Source organism: Streptosporangium minutum (genome assembly GCF_002149035.1).
Taxonomy (GTDB): Bacteria; Actinomycetota; Actinomycetes; order Streptosporangiales; family Streptosporangiaceae; genus Streptosporangium; species Streptosporangium minutum.
Window position 1 is genome coordinate 1 of the sequence record NZ_NGFP01000019.1, and the last position, 19754, is coordinate 19754.

21 protein-coding genes, 1 tRNA gene and 2 pseudogenes are annotated in these 19754 nt (G+C 68.8%); 13 read left to right on the plus strand and 11 right to left on the minus strand.

Translation table 11 applies throughout. The features are described from left to right. Positions 1-245, minus strand: a pseudogene (locus CA984_RS06530) (hypothetical protein); the annotation flags it as partial. 256 nt (positions 246-501) lie between these two features. Here CA984_RS06530 and CA984_RS06535 point away from each other — a divergent pair. Continuing rightward, the gene (locus CA984_RS06535) at positions 502-3066 is read left to right on the plus strand and encodes a glycosyl hydrolase family 18 protein (RefSeq protein ID WP_086569262.1); all 2565 of its coding nucleotides are present in this window, start codon (positions 502-504) and stop codon (positions 3064-3066) included. A 124-nt stretch (positions 3067-3190) separates the two neighbouring features. On the opposite strand, the gene CA984_RS45920 is transcribed toward CA984_RS06535, so the two are convergent. Further along, positions 3191-3263, minus strand: a tRNA-Met gene (locus CA984_RS45920). A gap of 227 nt (positions 3264-3490) precedes the next feature. Between CA984_RS45920 and CA984_RS06540 the strand changes: the two genes are divergently transcribed. The 3 genes from CA984_RS06540 (at position 3491) to CA984_RS06550 (ending at position 4707) form a co-directional block, all read left to right on the plus strand. After that, entirely contained in the window at positions 3491-4048 is a 558-nt protein-coding gene (locus tag CA984_RS06540) for a hypothetical protein (protein ID WP_086569264.1), read from the plus strand. Positions 4049-4294: 246 nt separating this feature from the next. Beyond that, positions 4295-4459, plus strand: coding sequence for a 50S ribosomal protein L33 (rpmG, locus tag CA984_RS06545; RefSeq protein ID WP_012893981.1), 165 nt, complete (start codon positions 4295-4297; stop codon positions 4457-4459). 2 nt (positions 4460-4461) lie between these two features. After that, complete coding sequence (locus tag CA984_RS06550) at positions 4462-4707, plus strand: type B 50S ribosomal protein L31 (RefSeq protein ID WP_086569266.1); 246 nt, start codon at positions 4462-4464, stop codon at positions 4705-4707. 352 nt (positions 4708-5059) lie between these two features. Here the strand turns inward: CA984_RS06550 and CA984_RS06555 are convergent, their stop codons facing one another. Beyond that, entirely contained in the window at positions 5060-6397 is a 1338-nt protein-coding gene (locus tag CA984_RS06555; RefSeq protein WP_086569268.1) for a UDP-glucose dehydrogenase family protein, read from the minus strand. Positions 6398-6757: 360 nt separating this feature from the next. Between CA984_RS06555 and CA984_RS06560 the strand changes: the two genes are divergently transcribed. Next, positions 6758-7177, plus strand: coding sequence for a PPOX class F420-dependent oxidoreductase (locus CA984_RS06560; protein ID WP_086569270.1), 420 nt, complete (start codon positions 6758-6760; stop codon positions 7175-7177). Beyond that, on the plus strand, positions 7177-7992 hold the full coding sequence (locus CA984_RS06565; protein ID WP_086569372.1) for a patatin-like phospholipase family protein: 816 nt from the start codon (positions 7177-7179) through the stop codon (positions 7990-7992). The genes CA984_RS06560 and CA984_RS06565 overlap by 1 nt, the downstream gene beginning before the upstream one ends. A 28-nt stretch (positions 7993-8020) precedes the next feature. On the opposite strand, the gene CA984_RS06570 is transcribed toward CA984_RS06565, so the two are convergent. Together CA984_RS06570 and CA984_RS06575 are read right to left on the minus strand one after the other, a co-directional pair. Continuing rightward, entirely contained in the window at positions 8021-8506 is a 486-nt protein-coding gene (locus CA984_RS06570; RefSeq protein WP_165781131.1) for a cellulose binding domain-containing protein, read from the minus strand. A 231-nt stretch (positions 8507-8737) separates the two neighbouring features. Next, a complete protein-coding gene (locus CA984_RS06575; RefSeq protein WP_086569275.1) occupies positions 8738-9793 on the minus strand; it encodes a lytic polysaccharide monooxygenase auxiliary activity family 9 protein in 1056 nt (351 codons plus the stop codon). Positions 9794-10197: 404 nt separating this feature from the next. On the opposite strand from CA984_RS06575, the gene CA984_RS06580 reads away from it, so the two are divergent. Continuing rightward, a complete protein-coding gene (locus tag CA984_RS06580) occupies positions 10198-10503 on the plus strand; it encodes a type II toxin-antitoxin system Phd/YefM family antitoxin (protein ID WP_086569277.1) in 306 nt (101 codons plus the stop codon). A gap of 23 nt (positions 10504-10526) precedes the next feature. Here the strand turns inward: CA984_RS06580 and CA984_RS06585 are convergent, their stop codons facing one another. Then, positions 10527-10835: a DUF397 domain-containing protein gene (locus CA984_RS06585; protein ID WP_086569279.1), complete on the minus strand. Its 309-nt coding sequence runs from the start codon at positions 10833-10835 to the stop codon at positions 10527-10529. Positions 10836-10856: 21 nt separating this feature from the next. After that, positions 10857-11687: a helix-turn-helix domain-containing protein gene (locus CA984_RS06590; protein ID WP_242675782.1), complete on the minus strand. Its 831-nt coding sequence runs from the start codon at positions 11685-11687 to the stop codon at positions 10857-10859. 546 nt (positions 11688-12233) lie between these two features. Here CA984_RS06590 and CA984_RS06600 point away from each other — a divergent pair. Then, complete coding sequence (locus CA984_RS06600; protein WP_086569286.1) at positions 12234-12641, plus strand: ATP-binding protein; 408 nt, start codon at positions 12234-12236, stop codon at positions 12639-12641. 60 nt (positions 12642-12701) lie between these two features. Here CA984_RS06600 and CA984_RS45925 read toward each other — a convergent pair whose 3' ends face one another. Next, positions 12702-12941: a hypothetical protein gene (locus CA984_RS45925; RefSeq protein ID WP_165781132.1), complete on the minus strand. Its 240-nt coding sequence runs from the start codon at positions 12939-12941 to the stop codon at positions 12702-12704. 141 nt (positions 12942-13082) lie between these two features. After that, positions 13083-13955, minus strand: a complete 873-nt coding sequence (locus CA984_RS06605; RefSeq protein WP_086569288.1) for a helix-turn-helix transcriptional regulator — start codon at positions 13953-13955, stop codon at positions 13083-13085. A 147-nt stretch (positions 13956-14102) separates the two neighbouring features. Here CA984_RS06605 and CA984_RS48590 point away from each other — a divergent pair, with 147 nt between their 5' ends. Together CA984_RS48590 and CA984_RS06610 are read left to right on the plus strand one after the other, a co-directional pair. Next, positions 14103-14237: a hypothetical protein gene (locus tag CA984_RS48590; protein ID WP_278248988.1), complete on the plus strand. Its 135-nt coding sequence runs from the start codon at positions 14103-14105 to the stop codon at positions 14235-14237. Between the two features lie 11 nt (positions 14238-14248). After that, positions 14249-14545, plus strand: a complete 297-nt coding sequence (locus tag CA984_RS06610; RefSeq protein WP_086569290.1) for a putative quinol monooxygenase — start codon at positions 14249-14251, stop codon at positions 14543-14545. 296 nt (positions 14546-14841) lie between these two features. Here CA984_RS06610 and CA984_RS06615 read toward each other — a convergent pair whose 3' ends face one another. Beyond that, positions 14842-15324, minus strand: a complete 483-nt coding sequence (locus CA984_RS06615; RefSeq protein WP_086569292.1) for a GNAT family N-acetyltransferase — start codon at positions 15322-15324, stop codon at positions 14842-14844. Positions 15325-15489: 165 nt separating this feature from the next. Here CA984_RS06615 and CA984_RS47755 point away from each other — a divergent pair, with 165 nt between their 5' ends. After that, entirely contained in the window at positions 15490-15708 is a 219-nt protein-coding gene (locus tag CA984_RS47755; RefSeq protein ID WP_242675790.1) for an EF-hand domain-containing protein, read from the plus strand. A 47-nt stretch (positions 15709-15755) separates the two neighbouring features. Here the strand turns inward: CA984_RS47755 and CA984_RS47760 are convergent. Further along, a pseudogene (locus CA984_RS47760) lies at positions 15756-18845 on the minus strand (SpoIIE family protein phosphatase); the annotation flags it as partial. Between the two features lie 110 nt (positions 18846-18955). On the opposite strand from CA984_RS47760, the gene CA984_RS06625 reads away from it, so the two are divergent. Beyond that, positions 18956-19237, plus strand: coding sequence for an STAS domain-containing protein (locus CA984_RS06625; RefSeq protein WP_165781133.1), 282 nt, complete (start codon positions 18956-18958; stop codon positions 19235-19237). After that, positions 19230-19700, plus strand: a complete 471-nt coding sequence (locus CA984_RS06630; RefSeq protein WP_165781134.1) for an ATP-binding protein — start codon at positions 19230-19232, stop codon at positions 19698-19700. The genes CA984_RS06625 and CA984_RS06630 overlap by 8 nt, the downstream gene beginning before the upstream one ends. The last annotated feature ends 54 nt before the right edge of the window (positions 19701-19754 follow it).

The window sequence follows — 19754 nt, forward strand, 5'->3', positions numbered from 1 at the left end:
GGCGGGGGTGGCGTCACCACGAACTCGGGCTCGCGGTTGCGGATCCGTACCTCGACGGAGCCGGGCGCGAGCTCCCTGGTGACCTCGTCGGCCGCCGYGGAGAGCGCGTCGATGAGTGTGAGCCTGACGGCGGAGTCCAGTGCCGTCGTGAGGTTCTCCACGGCGGCCCGGGTCTCGGGGGCGGCGACCGCCGCCGACGCGACCAGTGCGCGGCGGAGGTTTTCGACGAAGGGCGTGACGTCCATGAGCATTACTATGACGTCATTTTGACGTCATGGCAACCCTTGTGACGTCATTGCCGGGGTCATCTTGACGGCCGCCGAGTGGCGATGATCGAGCGGTGCCTCGACCACGGCGTGTCCGGCGGCACCCTCGGGGGCGTCCGATCCGCCGCGCCCGCATCCGATCGAACTGCGCTGTTTTGGGTCTTGCCGACATGGAGCGCCAGGTTTACGATCCGCGTAATTGTTAGGAAACTTTCCTTTAAGAAAGAGTCCACGCATGCGCCGAACCGCCTCTGTGCTGTTGGTTCTCGTCCTGGCGACCGCCCTCGCCGCCATCAGCGCTCCCGCCAACGCCGCCGCCCGCCTGACGGCGGCCTTCACCCTGGCCGGCAACCAGGGCAAGTTCGTGGTGAGCAATCCCGGCACCACCCCGGTCACCGGATGGTCGATCACTTTCGACCTGCCCGCCGGGGTCACCGTCAGCGGAGCCCAGAACGCCACCACCACCCAGAGCGGGACGCGGGTCAAGCTGACACCCGCCTTCTACATCAACACCGTGCGTGCGAACGGCAGCACCGAGCCCTACAGTCCCACGTTCACCCTCAGCTCGGCGGTCCAGCCGACGAGCTGCACGATCAACAACGCCAACTGTGACGGCAGCGGCGACCCACCGCCGCCGGACGCGCCCGTCACCGCCACCTACTCGGCCAGTGGGACGCAGGGCAAGTACGTGGTCAACAACAACACCGACGCCGCGCTCAACGGCTGGTCGATCACTTTCGACCTGCCCGCCGGGGTCACCGCGAGCGGGGCCGAGAACGCCTCGATCAGCCAGAGCGGGCGCCAGGTCACGCTGAGCCCCGCCCACTACAACACGACGGTGGCGGCGCGCGGGTCCACCGAGCCCTACAGCCCCTCGTTCCGGCTCAGCGCGTCCGCCGAGCCGGAGAACTGCCGGATCAACGACGTCAGGTGCGACGGCGCGGCGGACACGGCGCCCGCCGCGCCGGGCAACCTGCGCTCACCGGTCAAGACCACCAAGACCGTGTCGCTGGCGTGGGACGCCGCGACCCCGGGGAGCCTGCCGATCACCGGCTACCAGGTCTACAACGGCGCCACCCTCGCCACGACGGTCACCGGGACGGCCGCGACCCTCACCGGCCTGACCCCGAACACCGAATACACCTTCACCGTCAAGACCAAGGACAGGAAGGGGACCCTCTCCCCGGCCAGCGCCGCGCTGAAGGTGACGACCAACAACGCCGGTGACGACACCCAGCCGCCCACCGTGCCCGCCAACCTGCGCAGCACGGGCAAGAGCTCGTCGAGCGTCTCCCTCGCGTGGGGGGCCTCGACCGACAACAAGGGCATCGCGGGCTACGAGGTCTACGTCGGCGCGACCCTCGCGGCCACGGTCACCGACACCTCGGCCACGGTCAGCGGGCTGTCGCCGTCCACCGAGTACACCTTCACCGTCAAGGCCCGCGACCTGTACGACAACCTCTCGGCCGCGAGCAACGCGCTGAAGGTGAGCACCGACGACATCGTCGGCAGCGGCTACGCCAGGGTCGGCTACTTCGTGCAGTGGGGCATCTACGGCCGGCAGTACTTCGTGCGCAACCTCGACACGACCGGTGCCGCGGCGAAGCTGACCCACCTCAACTACGCCTTCGGCAACATCGACCCGGTGAACCTGACCTGCCTTCAGGGCGTGACCAAGGGCACCACGGCCAACCCCCAGGACCCGAACCAGGGTGACGGCGCGGGCGACGCGGACGCCGACTACGGCAGGCCGATGAGCGCGGCGCAGTCGGTGGACGGCGTCGCCGACACCGGCTGGGAGAAGCTGCGCGGCAACTACAACCAGCTCCGCAAGCTCAAGGCGAAGTACCCGAACCTGAAGGTGCTGATCTCGCTCGGCGGCTGGACCTACTCCAAGTACTTCTCCGACGTGGCGGCCACCGACGCCGCGCGGAAGAAGTTCGTGAGCTCCTGCATCGACACCTACATCAAGGGCAACCTGCCGGCTTACAACGCCGCGGGCGGTCCGGGCAGCGCCGCCGGGATCTTCGACGGCATCGACCTGGACTGGGAGTGGCCGGGTTCGGAGGGCCACGCCGGCAACCACATCGGCGCCAACGACAAGGCGAACAACACGCTGCTGATCGCCGAGTTCCGCAAGCAGCTCGACGCCCTGACCCAGGAGACCGGCAAGCGCTACCAGCTCACCGCGTTCACCCCCGCCGACCCGGCGAAGATCGAGGCCGGCTGGGACCTGCCCGAGGTCGCCAAGTCCCTGGACATCTTCAACGTCCAGGGCTACGACTTCCACGGCTCGGGCAGTGACAACTCGTGGGAGCCCAACCGGGCCGGCCACCAGGGCAACCTGTACGCCGACACCGACGACCCGTACTCGTTCCACTTCAGCGTCGAGAACGCGGTCAACGCCTACCTGCAGGCCGGGGTGAACCCGCGCAAGATCACTGTTGGCCTCGCCTACTACGGGCGCGGCTGGCAGGGGGTCGCCGACGGCGGCAAGTCCGGCGAGTGGCAGTCGGCCACCGGCGCGGCGCCGGGGCAGTTCCCGGACGAGGCGGGCACCCGCGGGTACAGCAACCTGCTGGCCGGCGTGCCGGGCTGCACAATCAAGCACGACGAGCAGTCGGTCGCGACCTACTGCTTCACCGGCAACGGCGGCCAGTGGTGGACCTTCGACGACGCCTGGTCGATCGCGAAGAAGACCGCGTGGCTGCGGAGCAAGGGCCTGCTCGGCGTGATGATCTGGGAGATGTCCGGTGACCCGGGCGCCCTGACCAGCGCCGTCGACGCCGGCCTGAGGTAACCCCTCCGGTGGCCGGGCCGCCCTCGCCGCATCCGATGCCGCGAGGGTGGTCCGGCCACAGTCATGTCCGGAGCCGGCCTGCCGGTGATCGCCGGCGACGACCGGCCGAGGGGGAGCGCCTGGGTGGCGGGTGTGGGAATCGAACCCACCCGGAGCGGCTTATGAAACCGCCGGGCACACCAGCGCCCTCACCCGCCGGGAATGCGGAAGCCGTCCCGGACAGGTCCGGGACGGCTCGCGCGTGACGTCGCCAATCGTCACACGCGAGCCGCTTCGCGCATGCTCATCCGCTGGTTCATATTCGTTCTCCGTACATGGTCCGAATAAGTCGAGAATGGCCGGTCGGCCTCCGGTCGCGCAACGTGTTTTCGGTGCGGGAAATCCAGATGAGAACGGCGCCCGCCGGCAGGAAGAATCATTCTCCATGGGCATCAGGAAAGACCTTCGCAGGGCGCTGGGGGCGGGGCGCCCCGTCAGGGTGCGCCGCGGGATCAAGGGAGCGGACAGGATAGACGGCTACGTCGTGGGCATCGGGCGCAGGTGGGTGCTCCTTCACGAGATCTCCTCCGAGATCCGGCTCGACGGCTACGCGGCCGTACGGCTGCGCGACGTCACATCCGCCTCCGACACGGGCTGGGCGGGCTCGGGCTTCGTGCACCGGGCCCTGCGGACGGCCGGCGAGCCGCCCCGCCCCCTGCCCGAGGCCGACCTCGACTCGACGACCGGCCTGGCGGAGACGCTCGGCAGGGGGTTCCCGCTGCTCGGCCTGCATGTCGAGGAGGTCGACCCGGACGTCATGTATGTCGGCCACGCGCGGGGGGTCATCCGCAAGAAGCGGCTCCTCCTCCAGGAGATCAGCTCGAAGGCGCACTGGGAGCCCGCGTGCGTCAGGCACCGGCTCGACGACACCACCAGGATCGACGCCGGTGGAGGGTATCTCGACGCCCTGCACCGGGTCGGCGGCGCCCCGCCCGCCTGCTGAGCCGAGGCCCCCGGCCGGCGGCCGTGCTCCCACCCCGCCGGGATGGCCGGTGCCGGGGGTGGTGAACACGGTGGCCGGCCGCAGGATGCCCCGGGGTCTTCCCGAGCCGGGCCCTCGGCGGCCGGGCGGGGCCCCGCGGGCCGGCGATGAGAACCGCGGAGGCGGCACCTTCCCGTGGGAATGCCGCAGCAATGAAAACGGTTATCGATGGCGTCGCATGGTCCGTCAACCAGAGAGGAGCCGAGCTTGGCCAGGAACGAGCTGCGCCCCGTGATCAAACTGCGGTCGACCGCGGGCACCGGCTACACCTACGTGACCCGCAAGAACCGGCGGAACGACCCGGACCGTCTCACGCTCACCAAGTACGACCCGACCCTCCGCAAGCACGTGCTGTTTAGAGAGGACCGATAGCCATGAAGCAGAGCATCCACCCCGACTACCGACCCGTCGTCTTCCGCGACCCGAGCGCGGACTTCGCCTTCCTGACCCGCTCGACCATGTCCAGTGACAAGACCGTCGAATGGGAGGACGGCAACGTCTACCCGCTGGTCGACGTCGATGTCTCCTCCGCCAGCCACCCCTTCTACACCGGGCGCGGCAGGGTGATCGACACCGCCGGTCGCGTGGAGCGCTTCAAGCAGCGCTACGGGAAGCGCTGACGGCCGGCCCGTCGGCTGTAGGACCCGGCTGCGGCCGTCACAGCGTCGACGGCCGCGCCGGGAGGGGCGGAGGCGACGCCGTACAGAACGGTGGCCCGCCTCCGTGAACAGCGACAACCGCCACAACACGCCGAGGTCGCCGGCGGTCGGCGCGATCACGGCGGCGACCGCCAGCGCGACGGCGTAGACACTCACGATGAGCAGGGCGGGAATGCCTGAACGGTGACGGCGGGGCATGTGCCATTTACCGGGGGGCGAATGCGATCCGGGGGAATGCGATCGAACGCCCCACCTTAGTGAGCCGTCGCCGCGAAGCCGATCAAGCATTCCGGCGGCCGGGCGGCTGTTGCGGTCAATGCGCCTCCGGCAGCTGGGGTTGGCGGCCGAGCTGCCAGACCTCCCACCCGGCGGCGAGCCACATACCCGACTCGACGGCGTTGCGCACGTCCACCAGCACCTTGCGGCGCACCAGGTCGGCGGCGGCCACGGGGAGCGTGGGGTCGGTGGTGAACTCCGGCCACTCCGTGGCGAGCACGACAAGGTCGGCGTCCGTGACAGCCTGCTCGGCGGTGTCGGCGTAGGCGAGTTCCGGGTACAGCGCGCTGGCGGCGGCCAGGGCCTCGGGGTCGTAGATGACCGGCACTGCTCCGCGCTCCGCCAGCTGCCCGGCCAGGCGCAGGGCGGGCGAGTCGCGCACGTCGCTGGTTCCGGCCTTGAACGACGCCCCGAGGAACGCGATGACGCGACCGCTGATCGGGCCGCCGTGCGCCTTCTCGATCAGCTCGACTGCCGCCAGGGGCCGGCCGGCGTTGACCGACTCGACGGCCGACAGGAGCCCGTGCGCGTGCCGCGCGCCCAGCTCGCCGACGCGGTGCGTGAAGGCCGCCACGTCCTTGGGCAGGCACCCACCCCCGTAGCCGATGCCCGGTCGCATCCCGCCGTGTCCGATCCGCGTGTCGATGCCGATCGCGTGGGCGACCATGTTCACGTCCGCGCCGACGAACTCGCACACCTCGGCTATCGCGTTGATGAATGAGATCTTGGTGGTCAGGAACGAGTTCGCGGCCGACTTGATCACCTCTGCCGTGGGCGGGTCCGTGACGATCAACCCCACCCCGCGGGCGAGAATCGGCGCGTACACCTCCTCGACCATCTCGCGGGCCCGCGGGGAGGTCAGGCCGACCACGATCCGGTCGGGAAACAGGGAGTCCTGCACGGCGTGGCCCTCGCGCAGGAACTCCGGGTTCCAGATCAGCTCCACACCGGAGACCCGCGCGCCGGCGTCGACGATCTCCTGGAGCCGCGCGACGGTGCCGACCGGCACCGTGCTCTTGCCGACGATCGTGGCCGGTCTGTGCAGCAGCGGGACCAGCGACCGCACCGCGCCGATCACCTGGGACACGTCGTAGCCGCGTCCGTCTTCGCGCAGCGGAGTGCCGACCGTGACGAAGTGCAGGTCGGCGAAGTCCGCGGCCTCGGCCAGGTCGGTGGTGAAGCGGAGCCGGCCAGAGGAGGTGTGCCTGGACAGCAGGTCTTCGAAGCCCGCCTCGTAGAAGGGGGCGATGCCGTCGCTCAGTGCTTCGCACTTGTCGGGGTCCAGCTCGACACCGATCACCTCGTGGCCGAGTTCCGCCATCGCGGCGGAGTGCGGAGCGCCGAGGTGGCCGCAGCCGATCACGGATACGCGCATCACTGTCCTTCTCTGTCGGGAAACTTCGGGCGCACTCCGAATGCGCCCGAAGTGACGCTATCGCGTGATGATCCGTAGTCTGGGCGACTTCGGAAGTGTCGACCAGACCTCGACGCCCGGCATCCGGTACGGCTTGCTCCAGCGGGGGGACGGCCTCCCGCCGGACCACGATGCCGTCCTCCCCGGCGCCCTTGAGGCGATCCCACCGCCTGGCTCACCGCGCCCTCCACCGACTGACGCGGTGCGGCACCGAACGTGTCCCGAGACCATGCGACGGGACAAGACCTAGGCCGATCGTCCCGGAGATGGCCGGGGCTTTTGGCTGATGAGGATGTGGTTGATGCGTTTTAGGGTCCAGCCATGGCTCTCACCCCTACCGAAGCGGCGTATCTGGCCGGTCAGCAACGCGGACGGCTGGCGACGGTCGCGCCTGACGGCACACCGCAGAACAAGCCCGTCGGGTTCGACCACAACGCCGAGCTCGGCACGATCGACATCTACGGCTTCGAGATGGAGTCGTCAGCGAAGTTCCGCAACATCAAGCTCCGCCCGGATGTGTCCTTCGTGGTCGACGACGCGGTGGGCGACGGGCCGTCCGGTGTGCGCTTCCTGGAGATCCGGGGCCGGGCGGAAGCGGCGGTACTGGCCCTACCCCCGGACGAGCACATGAGCACCAGCTTCATCCGCATCCACCCGCGCCGGATCGCCGCCTACAACATCGATCCGGACCGGCCGGGTTTCTACGGCAGAGACATCACACGTGAGGAGGCAGGTCAGTGATGGTGGAGACCGCGGTAGTTCTGGGACCTGGTGGTCCGGTCGGTACGGCGTGGCTGGCCGGGCTCGCGGCGGGACTGCGCCGCGAGGGGGTCGACCTCGGCGCGGCCGACCTGATCGTCGGCACGTCGGCGGGCGCGATCGTGGGAGCGATCCTGGCCGCTGGAGGAGACCTCGACCGGCTCGCCGTACGGCCCCCGCCGACCGACCCTGGCGGCGTGCGTACTGATCCGCAGAGACTCACGGAAGTGTTCGCGACGCTCGGCGACACCGGGCTTGAGCGAGCCGAGGCCCTGCGCCGGGTCGGCCGGCTCGCTGTCACCGCTTCGACCGGCGGCGAGGATGCCTCCATCGCCCGGATGCGGTTCCTGGTCGGCGCGGTGGAATGGCCGGACCGGCCGCTCCTGATCCCGACGGTGGACGCCGAGACCGGCGAGGCGGTGATATGGGACCGGTACGGCTCCGCGTCACTGCCCGAGGCCGTGGCCGCCGGCATCGCCTTCCCCGCGACCGCGCCGCCGATCACCATCGACGGGCGTCGCTACATCGACGGTGCTCTCAGGGCCGGGACCAACGTCGATCTGGCCGGTGACGCGCGCGTCCTGATCGTCGCTGAGCCGATGGCGCACATGTTCGGCACGGACGGTGTCACGGCAGGCGAAGGGACGGTCGTGCGGCTGGTTCCGGACGCCGAGGCGATCGAGGCGTTCGGGCCGGATGTCACCGATCACGCCACTTGGGAGCCCGCATATCAGGCCGGCGTCAGACAAGCTCCGGAGGCCGCCGGGCGTATCAGAGCGTGTTCGGTGATCACGTGACAGGATGCCCAAGATCATGGGACATGCCTTAGCCGCAGGTGATCTGGGTGAAGGCCGGGGGTGAGGCGGCGGCGCCCACGAACCCGATGTCGGAGGCGGTGGCCCCCGGGGACAGGACGGGCTTCCCGGCGGGTGCGTGGATCATCGCGACGGGGCCGCTCTGCATGGGGGTGCCGTTCCAGGCCTGGGTGAGCGTCGCACCCCGGGGCATGATCCACTGGATGTACCAGTCCCGCATCGGCCGGCCGCCGGCGTTGCGGATCGTCGCGCTACCCCGGTAGCCGCCCGGCCACGATTCGACGAGGGTGACCGTGGCCGTACACCCGGAAGGGGGGACCGGCGGGTGCGCGACGGACTGCCGGCCCGGCGGGTGCGTGGTGGTGTTCCGGGCCGGCGGGTGCGCGGCGGTGTGCAGGGCGGGCGGCTCCCCGCCGGCGCAGGCCGCCGCGACCAGGGCGGCCGCGGCCCCCAGCGAGAAGAGACCCAGCCATGACGAGACCCTCTTTCCGGGCACCGGTTTTCCTTTTCCGGGCACCGCCTTTCCGGACACCACGGGGCTCCTTCCGCGAGAGGGGGGCAGCGGTCCACGGGAGGCGGACGGCGGTCCCGGCCGGCGGCGACCGGCCGGGACCCGGTGTTCCTGGGACCGGTGCTGGTGAGGGTGCGGGACCCGGTGTTCCTAGGGCTGGTGAGGGTGCGGGACCCGATGTTCCTGGGGCCGGCCAGGGTGCGGGACGTGGTGTTCCTAGGGGCTGGTGCAGGTGAGGGTGGGGGAGCCGCTGGTGCCTCCACCGGTGAACCCGAACGTGGTCGAGCCGTTGGGCGCTATCGTCCGGTTCCAGTCGGCGTTCTTGGCGGTGACACCGGACCCGGACGTGGTGTACGTGGCGTTCCACAGGCTGTTGACGGTGCTGCCGCTGCCGAGCGTCCAGTTCACCGTCCAGCCGTTGAGGCTGGAGGAGCCCCGGTTGGCCACGGTCACCTCGGCCTGGAACCCGCCCGACCAGGAGTTGACGGTCCGGTAGGTGGCGGTGCACCCGCTCCCCGGTCCGCCCGTGACGGTGGGCGTCGGGGTGGGGGTCGGGTTGGGGCCTGGTCGGCCGACGCCGGTCACCTCTCCGTTGCCGCCGTCGAAGACGACGTCGGAGCAGTTGTAGAAGGTCYCGGCGCTGTCGGAGCGCTTCCAGACCGAGTAGACGATGTGGCGGCCGGACTTGCCGGAGGGCAGCGTCGCGTTCCAGTAGTAGTTGGCGTCGTTGGTGCCCGGAGAGCCGACGCTGTCCGGGTGGTCGGCGGTGTGGAAGGGCTGGGACTCAAGATCACCCCAGGTGAGTGCCTGGTTGGGGTTCCATCCGTCCCTGGTGATGTAGAGGTAGAACCAGCCGGGGTGGGCGGCCCACTTGTTGTACTTGAACTGGATCTGCGATCCGGAGGTCAGGTGGGTGACCGGCCAGTCGGCGCGCGGGAGGTCGAACCCGCTGTAGCCGGGGTTGCCGCCGCTGCACGCCTGGCCGTCGGGGATGAACCCCGAGGTCCGCCCGGCGCCGTCGGAGCGCAGGACGCTGAACCAGTTGTACAGCGAGTTGGGGCCGCTCTGGGCCACCGCCGCTCCGCAGGCGGGGTTGATGGGAATGATCTGCCCCGTTGACGACAGGCCGTCCTGCCAGCAGAAGTAGGTGCGGCTGCCGGGCACCATCATGGCGCCGTGCGCCGATGCCGGACCGGGCACGAGAACGACGGCGAGCAGGGTGGACATGAGCGCGACCGCAGCGGCGACAGCGATACTTCGCCATTTACTCACAGAACTACCCTCCCTTTCGGAGGATGAGGAATTACTGATCGATGGCGGTGAGGCGCTCACGCGAAACGAACTCTAAATCGCTGTTATCAGGGTGTAAACGACGCGCTTTCCCCAGGGGTGGACGCCGGGCATCTGCGCAGGTCGGAGAGGTGTTGAAGGGGCGCGGCCGATGAAACATTCAGAGTCGCCGCCGGCTTCTGCCCGGCAGGCGGCTCGGGTGCGTAAAAGGATCTCGGCACAGTTGGCCACGGCAGACAAGCGCTCCCGGCCGCATTCACGTACGGCCTGCACGATCATGCCGCGATTCCGCCGAGGACACCGAAGCGGCGGCCCGGAGATGGAATCTGTACAGCTAGTTGTACGACTACTTGTACAACTACTGTCGGTGACGCTAGCTTCACATCATGACGAAATTCGTGCGCGTCGAGCCCATCTCCTCCGCTCGCGCCCAGCTCAGCGGGACCGTCGCCCGCATCGGCGAGCAGGGCCTCCAGGCCGAGCCCGTCGTCATCGGGCGCCGATACAAGCCCGAGGCCGTCCTCATTAGCTTCGAGCTCTACGAGAAGCTCGCCGACCTCATCGACGAGATCCAGCTCGTCCCGCTGATCCGGGAGCGTCTGGCCGATGAGAAGGCGAGCCCCGACCTGACTCTGGAGGAGGTCGCCGGCTCCCTCGGGATCGACGTGGTCGCATCGCAAGGATGCCGCTGAGTCGCTGTGTTCGCTCGGTGACGTTAGAGCGCCCGATCCGTAGTGAGGGTGCCGTTCTTGATGGTGATGAGGAAGGCGTTCCACTCGGCGGGAGAGAAGGCCAGGACCGGGCCGTCGGGGTCCTTGGAGTCGCGGACCAGGAAGAGGCGGTCGACCTCGAGGGTGGGGCCGGCTCCAGGGGGAGAGGTATCGGCGAGGGCGACCTCGATGCAGTTTTGGCCATTACCGCTGAGGGGGCTCTTGTGCCAGACCCCCACTTCGACGCAGTCTTGGCCAGCGCCGCTGCGAGAACTCTTTCGCCACATGACGTGAGACAGATCTCTCTCCGACATTCCGCATCTCCTTCGCAACGGTTAACCGCGTTGAGCAGTCGTCTCCATAATGAGACGCCGGGAGTCGTCCGGATCCAGCGCTTTGGCGCGCAGGTGGTCAAATGCCACTGTATAACGGTATACATCCGCGTCGCGCTCTACATAGAGGCTGTCTGTCAGATTCTCCAGGAACACCACATCTGGATCGGCGGGCTCAGGAAACTCCATGATTTGGAATGCGCCGCTTGTGCCCGAATGCGCCCCGGCGGCGAAGGGCAGCACTTGAACCGTGACGTTCGGCAGATCAGTGATATCAAGTAGCCGCTGGAGCTGGGAGCACATCACAGCAGGCCCACCGATAACGCGCCGGATGACGGCTTCGTCCAGTATGGCCCAGAGCCGTAGAGGCTCGGTCTGCGAAAGTAGCGCTTGTCGGGCCATGCGGATCTCGATGCGATGTTCGACTTCACCCGGAGGCGAGAGAACCAGTCCGGCGCGGATGACAGCGCGAGCATAGTCCTCTGTTTGGAGGAGACCGGGAAGAACGACGGAGGCGAAGCTTCGCATCGAGGCGGCTTCGGCCTCAAGCCCGATGTAGGCAGCGTACTCGTCGGAGAGATCGTTGTAGGCGTGCCACCAACCTCTTTTCCGGGCGTCACGCGTTAGTTTGAGCAGTTCATCCCTCCTAGAGCCATCAACCTTGTAAAGCTCCAGAAGACGCCCAATGTCCTTGAGGGTGACTCCCACCCGGGAGGTCTCGATCCGCGAGATCTTCGAAGTGGACCACCCGAGCTGGCGACCAACCTCTTCCAGGGTTAACTGAGCACGTTCACGTAGGTGACGAAGCTCTGAGGCCAGGCGACGCCTGCGCACGGTGGGACTCCCTGTTTGCCTCATGTTCAGCCTCCCTTGGATTGGAGCCCAGGGTAGTGGCTTGCCTACACAGAGTGTCGACGCTTTTAGAAGAGCAAATTTGCTTTTCCAGTGGCGCATCCGGGCCGTCCAGATGCATGCTCTACGTGTGCGTTCAGTAACTCTTGGTAGAGGTTGGTGTGCGTGGCTAGTGCCGAAGGGTGTCCGAGTCATGGAGGGCGGGCGAGGGATGAAAGTGCGCGATCTTGGAGGGTGGGGTGGGGAACTGGTGGAGTTGGCCTGGGAGTTGAACGATCTTGGGTTTGACTCCGTGGTCAGGCTCGCTCCCGGCCGGCGGCCGAGTGTGGAGATCTTCGTTCCGCCGGAGGCGAGAGTCACCACGACACAGCGGGGCCGTACCTCGGTGTTCACCTGGGACCGCCACCACGGCCGGCCGAACCGTGACCGGCGGGGCGGCGACCGTCCAGGCCGTGACCGGAGGGGCCGCGATCAGCCGGGCCGCAGCAGGATGCGGGAGGCGGCCGAGCGGCTCATGGAGGTGGCGCGGTGAAGCCCCCCTGCCTGCTGGGGCAGATCTGCTTACCCGCCCAGGTCGACTCCGTACCCATAGCGCGGCAGTACGTCCGCCTCCTGCTGCAGGTAGTGGAACACGCCCAGGCCGACGACGCGCTGCTGCTCGTCAGCGAACTCGTCACCAATGCGGTGCGCCACTCCGACTCCGGGCGGCTCCCCGACGGGCGGGTCGCCGTGGCCGTCGCCAACTGCGATGGAACGCTCCATATCGACGTGATCGACGCTGGATCGACCGGACACCAGCCCCGGCTCTGTACGGACGTCGGCCTCGACAGCGGCGGGGGACGCGGCCTCTGGCTGGTCCAGGAACTGTCGTCAGCCTGGGGCTGGCAGGAGACCCCGACCGGCCGCGTCGTCTGGTTCCAACTGACGGGGCCGTGAAGCGGCACTCCCTACGACGCCGGGGAACGGACCGAGTCACCGCGCACTCGGCTCACCCCGCTACTTACCGGGCGTGCACGCGTAGAGCCGGCCATAGCGCTTCTGAGCGATCCGCATCAGCTCGATCATGTCCCTGATCCCATCCCTGCCCTTGGCGACCTGTGCCAGGTAGAGGGTGATGATCCTCTGCTTGCCCCCGCAGCTGAACCTGGCCACTACTCGGTCCATCAGGCGGTAGGAGGGATCGAGCGCCCACCAATGAGGATCGGCGCCTTCGGCGGGGTTTTCTCGTGTCTTCACAACCCCGGAAGGACCCCGCCGGCGCTGTCTCTCGCGGCCCGGCGAGACCGGCGTCCCGGCCCCCGGCTCTGCTCAGACGGCCCGGAACACCGCTCTCACCCGCACCATCACACCCACCCACAATGCCCTCGACTAGGCGATTCAGGTTGACACGGGCTCAGTGGGTTCGGGGGCTGCGGTGAGGTCGGCTTGTTCGGCTATAAGGCGGAGGGATGCTTCGGAGGGGGAGCCGGGTTCCGCGGTGTAGGCGATCAGGGAGACATCGGGGTCGCCGCTGGCTTGGAAGCTCTCGTAGGCCAGGGTGAATTCGCCGACGGCGGGGTGGCGCATGTGGTAACCACCGTGGGTCCGATCTGCGACCTCCTGGCCGTCCCAGAGCCGACGGAAGTCCTCGCTGCGGTCGGACAGCTCTTCGATCAGGGCCCCGAAGGCCGGGTCTGCGGGGTGCCGTCCCAGGTCCATGCGCAGGTAGGCCACCACGTTCCTGGCCTTGGTCTCCCAATTGACATACCGGCTGCGCACCTCCTCGTCGAGGAAGACCAGCCAGGCCGTGTTCCGATGCCTCGCAGGCACCGTGGCCAGTGAGCCGATCAGTTCGGCGTAAACGGGATTCCAGGCCAGGACATCGGTGCGGCGGCCCACCAGATAGGCGGGTGTCCCAGTCATGGAGTCGAGCAGGCGCCGTTGTCCTGGGCGCAGGTCCTGGCGCTGCGATGCGGCCATGGGCCGTTGCTTCACGGCACGGGCCAGGTTGTGCAGGTGCGCGCGTTCAGCCTCACTCAGGCGCAGGGCACCGGCAACGGCGTCGATGACCTCGTCGGAGACATTGTCGCCGCGGCCCTGCTCGAACCGTACGTAGTAGTCCATGCTCACACCCGCGAGCTGAGCGAGCTCTTCGCGGCGCAGGCCCGGCACGCGGCGGCGTTCGCCGTAGCTGGTCAGCCCCGCGTCCTCGGGCTTCAGCCGTGCCCGTCGTGAGCGCAGGAACGCCGCCAGTTCTGCCTTGCCGTTCATGACGGTCACTTTATGGGGGTTCTGGCAGTCCCCAGGTTCGCCGGTTCTCAGGAGAACCTCAGCCCTGGGTGGTCGTTGGCTTCCGTAGCACCATCGAAGACATCGCGAGAGCAGCAAAGTGATCGAGCCGAATGGAGTGAGAAACCCGTGTACCACATCGCCGTCAGCTTCGACGTCCACGTCAAGGGACCGCACTTCGCTCGCTTCTTCGACATCATCCAGACCTTTGCCGAGGGCCCCACCTGGCTGATCAAGGGCGCCCGCATCAACGACAACGCCTGAGGAGGCACACCATGACTCTCACCGTCATCGCCGGATTCGAAGCCAAGCCTGGCCTGGAAGACGACCTGCGCACCGCCCTCGAAGGAATGATCGAGCCCTCCCTCGAGGAGGCCGGCTGCCTTGCCTACGAGCCGTACACCGACCCCAACCAGCCGACCAGGATGGTCCTGATCGAGGAATGGACCAGCACGGAAGCACTCGACCTGCACTTCACCACCCCCCACTTCGAACACGTCGCGGGTGTCCTGGACACCCTCCTGGTCAAGCCGTTCACGATCCGCCACCTCATCGACCCAGAGACCAGGTGACCTGGACGGCACCCAGCAAAAAGCAGAATGGACCTGCGGACACTGACCCGGGACCGGACGCCCGTACCCGGCCCAGCGACCGCAATGATCTTCCCCCCTCACGCCACGTGTACGTCGAGAGGGGGGAAGATCACCCCGGCAGACGATCACCCGATCCGAAACCCGCCCGCCACCCGCACGAGCACCCCCACATCACCCACACAAGGACCCTGACCAGGCAATTCGTGATGGCGCATCCTCAATGCTCGTCCGACAACCGCTGGATCCGCTCCACCGCCGTCCGCATCGCCGCGCGGCTATCGCGGGTACTCCGTCGCGGCGAGCTTCTCCAGTGCCGGTCCCGAGAGCCGGTAGGTGTCCCATTCGTCGAGCGACTCGGCGCCGAGTGCCCGGTAGAACTCGATGGACGGGGTGTTCCAGTCGAGAACCGCCCATTCGAACCGGCCGTAGCCGCGTTCCACGCATATGCGGGCGAGCTCGACGAGCAGTTGCTTTCCATACCCGGCTCCCCGGTGGACGGGGTGCACGAAGAGATCTTCGAGGTGGATCCCATGCCTGCCCAGCCAGGTGGAGTAGGTCACGAACCAGAGCGCGAACCCCGTCACCGTCTCTCCGTCGGTGGCGATGTGGCAGAACACGGCGGGGGACGGTCCGAAGAGGGCGTCGTGGAGCTGCTCGGCGGTGGTCTCGACCTCGTCGAGCGCCTTCTCGTACTCCGCGAGCCCACGGATCATGTCGATGATCGCCGGAACGTCGTCCGGCGTTGCGGGACGAATCATGGGGGAAGTCTAGGCTTCCGCGGTGAGGGAACCGGCACGGCAAAGCGCCCGATCAATGATAAAAGGCCATATTTAGGGGCAGGTGGCTCCGTGGACGGGTCTCCCGTAAGTTGTCTGCTGATCGAACGCAGGGCGTTCACAGGTCGTCGAGGAAGGCGGACCATCATGTCGACAGAGCCCACCGGTGAGCGGCTGGCCGAGCTGAAGCAGGCATTCGCCGCCATCGACGCCGACGGCGACGGCTTCATCACGGAGCGGGAGTTCGGTGAGCGCTTCCCCGACCTGCCCGCCGAAGCCATCGGATCGCTGAACCGGGACGCCGACTCCGACGGCGACGGCCGGTTCTCCTTCGAGGAGTTCGTCCGGCTCGTGTCCGCCGACTGACCCGGCCGGCTCTCACCCCCGGCGAGGGCGAAGCCGAGCAGGGCGACGTCGTCGCGGGTGTCCTCGTCGCCGACCAGGGTGAGCAGTGACTCCAGCTGGGCGTCGAGGTCCAGCCCGGCCGCCTTCACCATCTCGGAGCGGAGCCTGGCCATGCCGGACAGGATGTCCGCCGACCGTTTCTCGACGATCCCGTCGGTGTAGAGGAGCAGCCGGTCGCCGGGCTCCAGACGGGTCTCCGCCGTGGTGAAGACCGTGGACGGCAGGGCGCCGACCAGCGGGGCGAGCGCCCCGTCGAGGTAGTCGGCCTTCCCGTCCGCCCGGCAGATCAGGACGGGCGGATGGCCCGCGTTGGAGTACTGCAGGCGCCCGGTCGACAGCGACAGCCGCACGCACAGGACCGTCCCGTGCATCCGGTCGTAGCGGCCGGCCGTCATCCGGTTGAGGCGGCTGAGGGTCCTGCCCGGGTCGGGGTCCTCCAGGGCGTACGCCCTCAGCGCGTTGCGCATCCGGCCCATGGTCGCGGCGGCCTTGACCCCCTTGCCGACGATGTCGCCGATCACCAGCACCACCTCGTCGCCGGAGACGCGGATGACGTCGTACCAGTCGCCGCCGACGCTGGACTCGTCGTTCCCCGGGCGATAGCGGCCGACGATCTCCGCACCGCTGATGCGGGGAACCTCGGGCAGCAGGGCGAGCTGCAGCGTGGTCGCGATCCGGTGCTCCAGCTCCAGCCGCTTCAGGTTCTCCAGGCGCGCGGCGGTGAGCTGGGCGAGCTGCCGGAGCACCGTGTCGTCCCCGACGCCGGGGACGGCGGCGTTCGCCGGCTCGACCCGCAGGCCGTCGCCGGAGGTGAGCGTCACCTTCGCGCCCGGGGAGTCGGCGAGCAGCCGGCCGTACTTCTCCGTGAGAGCCAGCACCTCGGGTTCCGACGACGCCTCGTTGATCGCGAGGGCCGCATCCGTCAGTTCGCGGAGCTGGCGGTTGTGGCGCGAGCGGGTGGCGGTCAGCCGCAGGACGCCGCGCACCCGGGTGAGCAGCTCCCTGGCGGAGAACGGCTTCACCAGGTATTCGTCGGCTCCCGCGGTGAGTCCCGTCAGGGACTCCTCCTTGCCGGCCCGCGCCGACAGCAGCATGATCGACACGCTCCGGGTGCCGGGGTCGGCGCGCAGCCTGCGCACCAGCTCCAGCCCGTCCATCCCGGGCATCATCACGTCGGCGATGACCAGGTCGGGGTTCTGCTCCCTGGCGGCGTTCAGGGCGGCGGCCCCGTCGGCCACCGCCGTCACCGTCCAGTGCGGGCTGAGCAGGCGGACGAGATACTCCCGCAGGTCGGCGTTGTCGTCGGCCACCAGGATCCGCTCGACGGCCGGACGGCCGGCGGAGTGCTCCGCCGCGGTTCCGCCCGTCGCCCTCCCGTCCGCCCGCTCGTCCGGGACCGGCAGCCACAGCCTCTCGCCCGGTCCCGTTCCGTACGGCGTCGCCGCGTCGGCGACCTGGTCCTGGGGGAGGTGCGCCGAGCCGTACGGCAGGGTGATCGTGAAGGTCGTCCCCTCGCCGAGGCGGCTGTCCGCCTCGATCCGGCCGCCGTGCAGGGCGATCAGCTCGCGCGCGAGCGCCAGGCCGATGCCCGTCCCCTCGAGGCTGCGCGACGGCGAGCCGCTGACCCGGTGGAAGCGTTCGAAGAGGTTCGGGATCTCGTGATCGGGGATGCCGACCCCGGTGTCGGAGACCGTGACCACGGCGTGGTTCTCAGCCGACCGGACGCCGACCGTGACACCGCCCGCGAACGTGTGCTTCAACGCGTTGGAGAGCAGGTTGAAGACGATCCGCTCCCACATGTGCCGGTCGAGGTGGACCGGCTCCGGCAGCGGCTCGACCTCCATCCGCAGGGTGAGCCCGACGCTCTCCACGGACGAACGGAACACGCCGGCCAACTCGGCGGTCTGCGCGGCCAGGTCGGTCGGCTGGTAGCGGGCGCGGGTCCGGCCGGAGTCGACGCTGGTGAAGTCGAGCACGTCGTTGACCAGCGTGAGCAGCCGCATCGCGTTGCGCCGGGCCGTACGGAGGACGGTGTGCTGCTCGGAGCCGAGCGAGGGGTCTTCGAGCAACTCCTGCAGCGGGCCCAGGATCAGCGCCAGCGGGGTGCGCAGCTCGTGGCTGATGTTGGCGAAGAACGCGGTCTTGGCGTTGTCGAGCTCCGCGAGATCCCGCGTCCGGCGGCGTTCGTGCTCGTGGGCCTCGGCGGCGGACAGCGCCCGCGACGCCCCGGCCGCGAGCACCTCGAAGAACTCCTGGTACGGCCCGCGGGCCTGGAGCATCGGGTTCGTGCCGCACACGAGCACGCCCAGGACACGGGCGCCCGAGGTGAGGGACAGGGCGACCGCCGGGCCGGACGCGCCGAAGGGCTCGCCGGAGAGCTCCGTCACGCTGCCCGCGCCCGTCATGGACCGCAGGAGATCGTCACCCGCCTGGATCCGATCCGGAGCCGTGTCGTGCGGCACGGCGAGCCGCAGGCCCCCGTCGTCGTCCATGAGGTAGACGAGGGCGAACGGCACGTCGTCGCCTGCCTCGCCGAGGACCGAGACGACGGCCCGCGCCACCTCCCGCCGCGTGACCGCTCCACTCGCCGCCACGCCGACCCGGCTCAGCGTGCGCAGCCTGCGCTCGGCGAGGACCCGGCCGGTCGTCTCGCTGACCAGGCACAGCACTCCGCCGACCGTTCCGTCGTCCAGCCGTACGGGGCTGTAGGAGACGTCGAAGTAGGTCTGTTCGAGGAAGCCGTGCCGTACCAGGAGAAAGGGGTGGTCCCGGGCCCAGAAGGGTTCGCCCGTCTCGCGCACTCCGTCGAGCAGCGGGCGCAGGACGTCCCAGGTCTCCCGCCAGTTCTCCACGGCCGGGCGGCCGAGGGCGGCCGGATGCTTGTCGCCGATGGTGGGGATGTAGGCGTCGTTGTAAAGGGGGAGGTAGTCCGGCCCCCAGAAAACGACGATCTGCATGCCGGAGGAGAGCGCGATGTCGACGGCGCCTCTGAGGGGGGCGGGCCACCGGTCCATCGGACCGAGGGGAGTCGACCCCCAGTCGTGCTCGCGGATCCGTGAGCCCATCTCACCACCGCTGGAGGGGGTCTCCTTCTGCATCTCACTCCCCGCGTATCAGGTAATGTGACCATACCTGGTGCGACGAGAGATCCTGCGGTGAGGACATGGGCATTCACCTTGAAAGGCGGACGGATCCCGACGGTTCGCGCGTGATCATCCCGATCGGTGACCTCGACCGTGACGCGGCGGATACGCTGGCCGGCGCGGTGACCGACAGCCTCGCCCAGCCGCCCGGCAGACTGGTGATCCAGATGACGCACGTGCAGTTCTGCGACTCCTCCGGCATCGTCACCCTGCTCGACTCCCACGCCGACGCGGCGCGCCTGGGCACGGAGCTCGTCCTCGCCGACGTCAGCGACCACCTGCGGGCGCTCTTCCAGATCTCCGCTCTCGACCAGGTCGTACGGATTGTCGAAGAGTCCCGTGGCTGAGGCGGCCCGCGAGGGCGTATGGACGGTTCAGGAGAGCCCCGAGGCCGCGCAGGCGCCCCCGGAGGGCGAGACGGCCGCGGACGGCGTCCGGACGCTCTGCCTCCCGATCGCCGGAGATCTCGCCGGGATCCGGAGGCTGGTGCGCCGGTTCCTGGAGCCGGAGGCCCTCGACGAGATGCGGGAGAAGAACTTCATCCTCGCCGTCAGCGAGGCCGCCAACAACGTGCTCGACCACGCCGGCACCGGCGGCACCATCGTCCTTCGGCGCGGCGCCGGCCGGATCGTCGCGGAGATAAGCGACCGGGCGGGGCTGCTCACCGACACCGAGGCGGGCATGGTCCCGCCGCCGGTCGGCTCCCGCCGGGGCTACGGGCTCTGGCTGATGCGCCAGATGTGCGACGGGGTGGAGATCCTCCACGACCCGGCCGGATCGACGATCCGGCTCACCATCCTGCGCGCCTGACCCCGTCCGGGCACCGGCCCGCGGTCCGAGCCGTCGTCCTGTGCTCCCGGTCCT

What these genes read in the sequence shown, in the direction of transcription:
- CA984_RS06535 (WP_086569262.1), top strand. Translation starts at nt 502, where the DNA reads ATGCGCCGAACCGCCTCTGTGCTGTTGGTTCTCGTCCTGGCGACCGCC.
- CA984_RS06540 (WP_086569264.1), top strand. Translation starts at nt 3,491, where the DNA reads ATGGGCATCAGGAAAGACCTTCGCAGGGCGCTGGGGGCGGGGCGCCCC.
- CA984_RS06550 (WP_086569266.1), top strand. Translation starts at nt 4,462, where the DNA reads ATGAAGCAGAGCATCCACCCCGACTACCGACCCGTCGTCTTCCGCGAC.
- CA984_RS06555 (WP_086569268.1), bottom strand. Translation starts at nt 6,397, where the DNA reads ATGCGCGTATCCGTGATCGGCTGCGGCCACCTCGGCGCTCCGCACTCC.
- CA984_RS06560 (WP_086569270.1), top strand. Translation starts at nt 6,758, where the DNA reads ATGGCTCTCACCCCTACCGAAGCGGCGTATCTGGCCGGTCAGCAACGC.
- CA984_RS06565 (WP_086569372.1), top strand. Translation starts at nt 7,177, where the DNA reads ATGGTGGAGACCGCGGTAGTTCTGGGACCTGGTGGTCCGGTCGGTACG.
- CA984_RS06580 (WP_086569277.1), top strand. Translation starts at nt 10,198, where the DNA reads ATGACGAAATTCGTGCGCGTCGAGCCCATCTCCTCCGCTCGCGCCCAG.
- CA984_RS06585 (WP_086569279.1), bottom strand. Translation starts at nt 10,835, where the DNA reads ATGTCGGAGAGAGATCTGTCTCACGTCATGTGGCGAAAGAGTTCTCGC.
- CA984_RS06605 (WP_086569288.1), bottom strand. Translation starts at nt 13,955, where the DNA reads ATGAACGGCAAGGCAGAACTGGCGGCGTTCCTGCGCTCACGACGGGCA.
- CA984_RS06610 (WP_086569290.1), top strand. Translation starts at nt 14,249, where the DNA reads ATGACTCTCACCGTCATCGCCGGATTCGAAGCCAAGCCTGGCCTGGAA.
- CA984_RS06615 (WP_086569292.1), bottom strand. Translation starts at nt 15,324, where the DNA reads ATGATTCGTCCCGCAACGCCGGACGACGTTCCGGCGATCATCGACATG.
- CA984_RS47755 (WP_242675790.1), top strand. Translation starts at nt 15,490, where the DNA reads ATGTCGACAGAGCCCACCGGTGAGCGGCTGGCCGAGCTGAAGCAGGCA.